Origin of the sequence: Cupriavidus basilensis, from assembly GCF_029335485.1 — a bacterium.
In the GTDB taxonomy this organism is placed as follows: domain Bacteria; phylum Pseudomonadota; class Gammaproteobacteria; order Burkholderiales; family Burkholderiaceae; genus Cupriavidus; species Cupriavidus basilensis_E.
This window is the reverse complement of sequence record NZ_JARJLM010000112.1, coordinates 1-8837: the sequence shown is the minus strand read 5'-3', so window position 1 is coordinate 8837 and position 8837 is coordinate 1. Positions and strand designations below refer to the sequence as shown.

The 8837-nt window shown below is 63.4% G+C and carries 8 protein-coding genes; 2 read left to right on the top strand and 6 right to left on the bottom strand.

What is annotated here, in order from left to right; all coding sequences use genetic code 11:
• From P3W85_RS06465 to P3W85_RS06445, 5 genes are all read right to left on the bottom strand, one after another.
• On the bottom strand, window positions 1–998 hold a 998-nt coding region (locus P3W85_RS06465), incomplete at its 3' end, for a tripartite tricarboxylate transporter substrate-binding protein (RefSeq protein WP_276264169.1).
• Window positions 999–1043: 45 nt separating this feature from the next.
• Window positions 1044–1397 carry an NIPSNAP family protein gene (locus tag P3W85_RS06460; protein ID WP_017226100.1) on the bottom strand — a complete coding sequence of 118 codons (354 nt, stop codon included), beginning with the start codon at window positions 1395–1397 and terminating at the stop codon, window positions 1044–1046.
• A complete protein-coding gene (locus tag P3W85_RS06455; RefSeq protein ID WP_276264168.1) occupies window positions 1387–3159 on the bottom strand; it encodes an FAD-dependent oxidoreductase in 1773 nt (590 codons plus the stop codon). The genes P3W85_RS06460 and P3W85_RS06455 overlap by 11 nt, the downstream gene beginning before the upstream one ends.
• 89 nt (window positions 3160–3248) lie before the next feature.
• Entirely contained in the window at window positions 3249–3677 is a 429-nt protein-coding gene (locus P3W85_RS06450; RefSeq protein WP_276264167.1) for a Zn-ribbon domain-containing OB-fold protein, read from the bottom strand.
• On the bottom strand, window positions 3674–4990 hold the full coding sequence (locus tag P3W85_RS06445; protein WP_276264166.1) for a thiolase family protein: 1317 nt from the start codon (window positions 4988–4990) through the stop codon (window positions 3674–3676). The genes P3W85_RS06450 and P3W85_RS06445 overlap by 4 nt, the downstream gene beginning before the upstream one ends.
• Window positions 4991–5104: 114 nt before the next feature.
• On the opposite strand from P3W85_RS06445, the gene P3W85_RS06440 reads away from it, so the two are divergent.
• Complete coding sequence (locus P3W85_RS06440; protein ID WP_276264165.1) at window positions 5105–6391, top strand: CaiB/BaiF CoA transferase family protein; 1287 nt, start codon at window positions 5105–5107, stop codon at window positions 6389–6391.
• Between the two features lie 22 nt (window positions 6392–6413).
• The gene (locus P3W85_RS06435) at window positions 6414–7535 is read left to right on the top strand and encodes a CaiB/BaiF CoA transferase family protein (protein WP_276264164.1); all 1122 of its coding nucleotides are present in this window, start codon (window positions 6414–6416) and stop codon (window positions 7533–7535) included.
• A gap of 179 nt (window positions 7536–7714) precedes the next feature.
• Here the strand turns inward: P3W85_RS06435 and P3W85_RS06430 are convergent, their stop codons facing one another.
• Window positions 7715–8461, bottom strand: coding sequence for a FadR/GntR family transcriptional regulator (locus tag P3W85_RS06430; RefSeq protein WP_017226094.1), 747 nt, complete (start codon window positions 8459–8461; stop codon window positions 7715–7717).
• Between the last annotated feature and the right edge of the window lie 376 nt (window positions 8462–8837).

Below are 8837 nucleotides of genomic sequence, written 5' to 3'. Positions count from 1 at the left end.
TCCGCCGTGATGTTGTGCTTGCGGATGATTTCCGCGAACTGGGCATGCTCCGCGCGGAGCATCTGCTCGAACGCTTGCGGCGTGGAAGGCTGCGCAACTGCCGCATTGGCCAAGAGCCTGGCGCGAATGCCGGGGTCCTTCAGTACCTGTTGCACGGCCTGATTGAGCTTGTCGACGACAGGCTGCGGCGTCCTGGCAGGCGCCATCAGACCAAACCAGATTTCCGCTTTGAAACCCGGCAGAACCTCGTTGATCGGCTGCGCATTGGGCGCCACCTCAGAGCGCCCGGCGCTTGCCACGCCCAGCAGCTTCAGGCTGCCTGCGTTGACCTGGCCCATCATCGTTGCGGACGGACTGGTAAACAGCACCTGCGCTTCGCCTGTGCGCACCGACATCGTGGTGTTCGCCTCCCCCCGGTACGGTACTTGTGTCATGCTCAGGCCGGCAGCCCGCGAAAGCAGGTGAGTGGCAAGGTTGCCGTACGAAGCCGGGCCCGCGGTAGCGTAATTGAGCGTGTTCGGATGGCCCTTGGCATAGGCGAAGAACTCGCGCAGATTGTTGGCCGGCATGCTCTTGTTCACGACCAGCACCATCGGCATGGTGGTCACCGTCGAAACGGGCGCGAGATCCTTGAGCGGATCGTACCCTGCGGACTTGTTGAGCAGCGCCGCAATCAACAGGCCGTTGTTCGGGTACAGCAGGGTATAGCCGTCCGGTACGGCACGTGCCACAAAGGCCGCGCCAATCGCGCCGGACGCCCCTGCCCGGTTGTCGACGATGATGGGTTGCCCGAGTATCGTCGACAGCTGTTGGGAGATGACGCGTACCTGGATATCGCTAGCCCCGCCTGCCGAGTACGGCACCACAATCGTGATTGGCTTGGACGGATAGGCGTCCGCCGCGGCGGCGGGCACCGAGGCGCCCATGGATGCGAGCACGCCGGCAAAGCAGGCGGCAAGGCAGCGTGAAATTCGTGGGATGCGGGGAAGGAAATTCATTTGTGTCTCCAGTTTCTTTTGTCAGGCTGGCAGGTTTGCCGGCCGTTATCGATTGCTCGTAGGAATCGTTACTCCGGGCATGGCGACCGCACGGATCAGCCGCGTCTCCTGGGCGACGATCAGGTGCGCCGAGGCCGTCAGGTATTCGGCGAACCCGGGATGGGCGTCACGAGCACGGGAACGGCGCTCGAAGTCGGCTAGATCCTGGTAGCCCCACAAGTGCACGAACTGGTTCTGCGGGCCGACATGGCTGACATAGGCGCCAAGCGGATTGCCCAGGGTTTCGAGCAGGATGGGCATTGCCATCTTGCCGAACACATCCAGGAACTCGTTCATCCTGCGCAGCCGGATCGTGTAGATACGGTGGTCGACGAGGGTGAGTGCGTTGTCAGGCTGCATGCGCTTTCTCCCTGCGTACGGCCTGCGGTGCCCCACTGCCTGCGTGCGCATTCGCGAGGCTGGCGATGTGCCGTCCGGTGATGTAGCCGAATGTCATGATGGGGCCCAGCGTGATCCCTGCGCCTGGATAGTTGCCGCCCATGATGCTGGCGCGGTCATTGCCCACGGCATAGAGGCCGGCAATGGCGCTGCCGTCTTCGCGCAGCACGGCACCCTCCACATTCGTGGCAATGCCGTCAAAGGTACCGAGATCCCCCATCACTATCTTCAGGGCATAGAAAGGGCCCTGCGCGATGGGCGCCACGCAGGGATTCGGCTTGTGGTCCGGATCCCCGAGGTATCGGTTGAACGAAGTGATGCCCCGGCCAAACTGGCGATCCTCGCCGTACTGCGCACCCGCGTTGTACTCGCGCACGGTCTGCTCAAGCGCCGCGGCATCGATGCCGCATTCTTGCGCGAGCGCGGCGAGCGAACCGCCCCGATTGAGATAGCCCTTACGCAGCAACGGGCCAAGGGGCAGCGGCGCCGGTTTGGCGTAGCCCAGCCCGTACTTCGAAATGGTGGCGTGGTCGCAGATCAGCCACATTGCGGTTTCCTGCTGGCCTGCGCATGCGCGAATCAGGTCCGCGCCCACGTCGTGGTAGGAATTCGATTCGTTGGTGAACCGCTGGCCATTGCGCAACACGCCGATGACGCCGGGCTTGTAGCGGTCCAGCAGATGCGGGAACGCGACGTAGCGCCCACCGCCCATCGGTACCTTCGATACCGGCATCCACGCCGCAGCGTCGCGATAGCGCAGCGGCACCGTGCCGCCCGCCTCCTCCGCCAGGCGTGCGCCATCGCCGGTGTTGGTGGCCGGCACCGGCGAAAAGTGCTCGCCGCCGCGCGCGACATGCGGGTAGGCCTTGCGCAGACGCTGGATATCGTGCGAAAAACCGCCGCTGGCGAGCACTACGCCGTGTCGGGCCCGGACTTCCACCTCGCCGCCGTCGCGCTTGACGATCGCGCCCGCCACTGCGCCGCCCCTGATCACAAGCCGGAGCGCGGGCGACGCAGTCCAGATGGGAATGCCGAGATCCAGCGCCGATTTCGCCAGGCGCGCCGCCAGCGCATTGCCGCTGGTGACATGCATGCCGCGCCGGTAGAGCACCAACTCCTTGAGGTGACTTGCGAGCCGCCTGGCAACATAGAAGAACGACTTCACCGACTTCGTCACGTTGAAGAAGTGCTTCAGGTCGGCATTCGACGAATTGAACATCATGCCGATGAACGTGATGGTCGATAGCGGCGGGCGCAGGCGCGACACGTCCTTGCCCAGCTCGCGGATATCGAACGGTGCCGCCAGGATGGAGCGGCCGACGTCGACGCCACCGATCTGCGTGGGATGGTAGTCGGGATACAGCGTCGGCGCGAACTTCACGCTGGTCTCGCGCTCGAACCAATCGACCATCTTCGGGCCGTTGTCCAGGAACGCATCGACGGCGGCTGCGTCGAACGCAGATCCCGTTTCCGCCGCAAGGTAGGCGCGCGCGGCTTCGCGACTGTCCTTCTGATTGGCGCGCCGGGAGACCGGATTGCCGGGAATCCACAGCACACCGCCTGAGAAGGCGGTGGTCCCGCCAAACACGCTGTCTTTTTCCACGACCACGACATCAAGGCCGTGCTTGCGGGCGGTGACAGCCGTGGAGAGGCCGCCGGCACCGGAACCGATCACTAGTAAATCGCAGTCGACCGTGTTCATGGACGATGGGGTGTCGCGCATGCATAACTCCTGGGACGATGTAGAACAACAAGAACAAGAAACGTTGTGGCAGTGACGGCGGCGCCGCGCTGCGGTCGCCAGCCCGGTCATCAGCGCTGGAGGGCACGGGCGGCAAACAGATCGCCATCCTGGTAGCGCAGCCTTACCATCTCCACGGCCATGCCGATACTAGGCGCGGCTGCTTCGGTTTCCAGCAGCTTGCAGGCAATGCGTATGCCGCAATCCAGGTCGACAATGCAGACGCTGTAGGGGGCCTCGGCCGCGAAGACGGTGGGCGCGGCGTGCACGCGCGTCCAGGAATAGATGACCCCGCGCGGGCTGAGATCGGTCCATTCGAGCGCTTCGGACCAGCAATGCGGGCAGATGATCTGTGGCGGGAAGGTCTGCTTGCCGCAGTCGCAGCATGCAGTGGTGATCCAGCGGCCTTGCGCAAGAGCACTCCAGAACGGCGCGGTCGCCGTCGAAACGCGCGGCGGATAGGCACGCGAGGCGCCAATGTCGACTGTCTCGAGCATCATTGAACTCCTTCGAACACGTGAACCAGCGCTGCGTTGTAGTTGCCCAGTTCCCCTGTTGCAACCCCCCATTGGGCGCCCTTCACCTGGCGCTCGCCTGCGCGGCCGCGCAGCTGTTCCGCGATCTCCACGTAGTTGTAGAGCGACGTGACATAGGATGGATGACCGCGCGAAAGCAGGCCGCCGGACGTGGAGATCGGAATCCGCCCGCCAAGCGTGGTCTCTCCGTCGAGTGCGGCAATCGATCCCCGGCCACGCGGTACCAGACCGAGCGCCTCGCTGACCAGGATCTCGACAATCGTGCAAGGGGCATAGAGCTCCGCCAGATCAAGGTCCGAAGCCGTGATGCCCGCTTCGGCGTATGCCTGCGCCGAAGCCGCCCGTGCCGCCTCGAAGCCGATCATGTCGTTGGGTACGTCGCTGATCTGGTGTGAGCCGTCATGCTGGAAACCCCGGCCCTGGATCAACACGTACGGGCGGCCGGTAGCGCGTGCAACCTCCTCGCTGGCGAGCACCAGGCAGGCCGCACCGTCGCCGCGCGGCGGCACGTCATACAGTCCCAGGGGCTCGACGATCGGGCGCTGCGCCAGCACCTCCTGCGTCGTGACCGGTTTGCGGTACTGGGCCAGGGGGTTCAGCGAAGCGTGATAGCGGTTCTTCACGGCCACTGCGGCCAGCTGCTCCTGCGTGGCGCCATGCTCGTGCATGTAGCGCGCGGCGTCCATGGCGTACCACGAGATCGGCGTGAAGCCTGCGGGAACATGGAAGTCGACATCGCCGGTCGTCCGCATGCTGCTCATGGCATGCTCGGCCGCGGAAACCGCCGTTTCCATATTGATGCCGAGCGCCAGTGCGACCTTGGCCCTGCCGAGCAGGATTTCGTTGCACGCCTGATCCAGCGCCAGGGCGGCGGTCATGCCATTGCCCATCACCTCGAGCACGGTGCCCCGGCATGGCAGCTTGAGCTTGCCGATCATGAACGTGTGCAGGTACTTCTGCCGGGTGTATGGACGCGGCAGCGTGAAGACCAGGCTCTCGATGTCACGCTTGTCCACGCCGGCGTCGCGCGTCGCCTCAAGTACGAGCCGCAGCAGGACCTCGTGCTCCAGCGTGTGAAGCTCCTCCGCATCGGCTGTCTGGTGCCTTCCGACCGGTATGGCGCTCGCGCCGATGATCGCGACGCGTTTGGGCTCGCTCATTGCATTGTCTCCGCTTGCACCGGCAACCAACCGATTGGTTCTCGCCGAGGCATCCTCATTTTTTTCAATGGTAGAACCAACGGAATAAACTGTCAAATGGTGGTTTTCCGCAAGCATTACGGCGTCGGCATGAAATCGTTATGCCACTCGGAAGCCGGCGTCTACGTGTTGACTACGCCAGACCCCTGCGTTACATTGGTTGAGCCATTGACAAAACAGAGGTAGGAGACCATGTTCAACCAGAGCTGTATCGAAGAGCTGCCAGTGCGTGAGGCGCCGGCTCAGCCACGCGAAAGTGCCGTGAGCGGACTGAAAGTGGTCGATTTTTCGCACTTCATCGCCGGGCCATTGGCGACAATGATCCTGGGGGACTTTGGCGCGGATGTGATCAAGATCGAGCGTCCTGGGCGCGGAGAGGATTTCCGCTATTACCCGCCACTGGATCCTGCGCTGCCTGCGCAGGGCGGCCCGTACCTTTGGACCAATCGGAACAAGCGCAGTCTCGCGCTTGACCTCAAAACCGAGGAGGGTGTGAAGGTGGCGCTCGACCTGGTCGCGACCGCGGACGTCGTGGTCGAGAACTTTTCGAGCGGCGTCATGGAGCGCCTTGGATTGGGCTACGAGCGCTGTGCGCAGCTCAATCCACGCCTGATCTATTGTTCCGTGTCCGCGTACGGGCGCACGGGGTCCTATGCGGATCGACTTGGCTTCGACCCTGTCGTGCAGGCAGAGAGCGGCTACATGTCCATGAATGGCTACCCTGACCGTCCCGGTGTGCGCAGCGGGCCGGTGGTCATGGATATGGGGACGGCCCTGATGGCGAGCAATGCACTGCTGCTTGCCCTATTGGCACGCGAGCGTACCGGAAAGGGGCAGTTTGTCGAGGTCTCGCTATTTGATACCGCGGTCATGATGACGGGATTTGCCGGCATGCAGAACCTGCTGACCGGAAAGGATCCCCAGCGCCACGGCAATTCCACTCCGGATACGTGCCCTTCGGGGGTGTTTCGCGCGGCGGACCGGCCCTTCTACCTGCATTGCGGGAACGACAAGATCTTCGCGCGCCTTTTTGGCGATGTCTTGGGACGCCCGGATATCGCGGCTCGTCCCGATCTGGTGAGAAGCATCGATCGGCTGAATCATCGCGAGGAACTGTTCGGGATCCTCAATGAGGCTTTTGCGGCGGAGCCGTGGAGCCACTGGCAGGCCAAGCTGCGTGCGGCCTCCGTGCCACACGGCGAAGTCCGAACGCTTGGCGAGGCGTTGCGCTCCGGCGAGGCGCAGTCGCGCGCTCTGGCCACCCGTATTGCCCATCCCGTGAAAGGCTGGATTCCCAACATTGAATCGCCGATGAGGCTATCCGAAACGCCTGCCGTGGCCCCACGGCCTGCGCCGGCGGTGGGCGAACACACGGCCGAAGTGCTACGCGATGTCTTGCACTACGATGAAACACGAATCGCGGAACTTGAGCGCTCAGGTGCGTTGGGTGCTGCGCCGGTTCGCGCACAGGCCAGTTGACGCCGGTGAATGGAGCCATATCTTGGATCAAACAAACACCACCTCACTGAGGAAGGGCCCCCTGTCGGGGGTCCGGATCGTTGAGTTCGCGGGGCTTGGACCAGGGCCGTTCGCCTGTATGCTGCTCGCGGACATGGGCGCTGACATTGTCCGCATCGACCGGCCCGGAGCCAGGCCCATTCACCTGCAGGATCTCATTGGACGTGGCAGGCGCACTGTGCTGCTGGATCTGAAAAGCGCCAAGGACCGGGATCAGGTCCTGACGCTGCTGACCCACGCAGATGCGCTGGTCGAGGGGTTCCGCCCAAGGGTGATGGAACGCCTCGGCCTCGGGCCGGAGACCGTCGCGGCGCTGAATCCCAAACTTGTCTACGGCCGCATGACCGGATGGGGACAAGACGGGCCGCTGTCGCAGACGGCCGGTCACGATATCAACTACATCGCCGTCACGGGTGCCCTCGCCGCGATCGGCGAGCGAGATGGCGGCCCGGTGCCTCCGCTCAATCTCGTCGGTGACTATGGCGGCGGCAGCTTGTACCTGACGATGGGCATCCTTGCGGCACTGATCGAGGCGCGCAGTTCTGGCCGCGGGCAGGTGGTGGACGCCGCCATCTGCGACGGCGCGCTTTCGCTGATGAGCCTGGCGCAGGGACACAGGCTGCGTGGCCTCTACAGCGAACGCCGCGGCGACAATATGCTCGATGGTGGCGCGCCATACTACGCGGTGTACCGCGCTGCCGGCGGCGAACACGTCTGCATCGGCGCAATCGAGCCACAGTTCTTCGCGCTGCTGTGCGAGCGCATCGGCTTGGATCCGGCGCTGCGCGACGCACAACACGACCGGACCCGATGGCCGGCACTGAGAGCGGAGCTAGCGCGGATCTTCGCGCAACGCAGCCGGGCAGAATGGACGGCGTTGCTGGGCGATACCGATGCGTGCTTTGCTCCCGTGCTGACGCTGAGCGAGGCTGCACAGCACCCGCACCTGCTGGCGCGCGAGGCGTTCGTCGACATCGGCGGCGTGCCTCATCCGGCGCCGGCGCCGCGCTTCTCGAGAACGCCTTCGTCGGTCGCCCATACCGGCGCGTCGGGGCCGCTCACGTGCGGGCAGGTCATCTCGGGCTGGATTGCGAAGGCCAGCTGACGGACGCGGCGTCTGCTGCTCGGTCGCCGCCTGTCATAGGGTGCAGGCCGCAGCAGGTACTTGCACCCTGTCGCCAGTAGCTATGTGATACGGTGAATTTGTCCGTTGTCCGGCGGAATACATCAGCGCAGGCCGCAGTGAAAGCGAAAGGGAAGAAGCCCTGCGCAAGCGCAGGGTACTCAGTCCTGACTCTTGATCTGCGACAGGTAGTAGCGGTGCACGCGCCGGAGGTGAGCTGCCATCTCGTTGGCGGCCTCGTCCGCGTTGCGCTCCGCCAGTAGTTTGAGAAGCCGGCGCCGCGAGGGGAGCACAAAGCGGTTCTCGCTATAGCCGATCTGGGCCACGAACTCGGCCATGACTTTCAGGATAGCCTCCATCGTGAGAATCAGGATGGGGTTGCCGGAAATCTTGACGAGAAGACTATGGAATTCGAGATGTATCCGTGCACGCTCTTCGAAGTTGCCCGCCTTCTGCGCGGCCTCGGCAGCGGCCACGTTAGCCTGCAGTGCCTCAAGGTCCGCTTCAGTTGCCTTCACGCAAACGTCGCGAACCACCAGGTCGGCAAGCATGACTCGCGCCTCGGTCAGTTGCTCCGGGGTGATCGACCCGAGATAGTACAGGTCCCGCAGGCCGGTAATGACGACGTCCCGGTCGCCCTTCTTGATGAACGCGCCACCAGAAGCGCCCTTCTTGAGTTCGATGATGCCGGAAATCTCGAGCGCGCGCAGGGCTTCGCGCAAAGTGTTGCGGCTGACGCCGAAACGCACGCAAAGCTCCCGCTCCGGAGGGAGCTTCTGACCCGGCTTCAGCCGCCCTGCCATGACTTCTTGCCGGATTTGTCTGGCGATCTCGTCGAGTGCGCGGCTGACTGAGATCGGTTCAAAGGTTGCTTCTTCGGCAACAGCTGCTTGCCCGGTTTGGTCCATGGTCTGGTGCCTTTCCACTGCTTTACCCTCGTCTGCCCACGCGAAACGCGCTCTCGCAACGCGTTATCGGTCCCTTGAAGGTTCTAGTATAGCGCAGCCGACATGACCATTGATATGACCAATGACCTATCTGAGTCGGCCTCGGGTCGCACCATTCTCATGGCTTCGCCGCAGCCGTCCTCAGGGGAAGCACTGATGTTTGATTCATTGACGTGCAATCCATCCACAAACTATCATTGGATCAACCAATGGTTCATATAGAGCCAAGAAAAACCGGAGACTTCAGTCCATGTGTCTTGGTGTCATCGTCAGCCCCGCATGCGGCCATTCGCGCCTGGCATGTTTGGTCGCATGTTTGGTCAATAGTTGAGTGAAT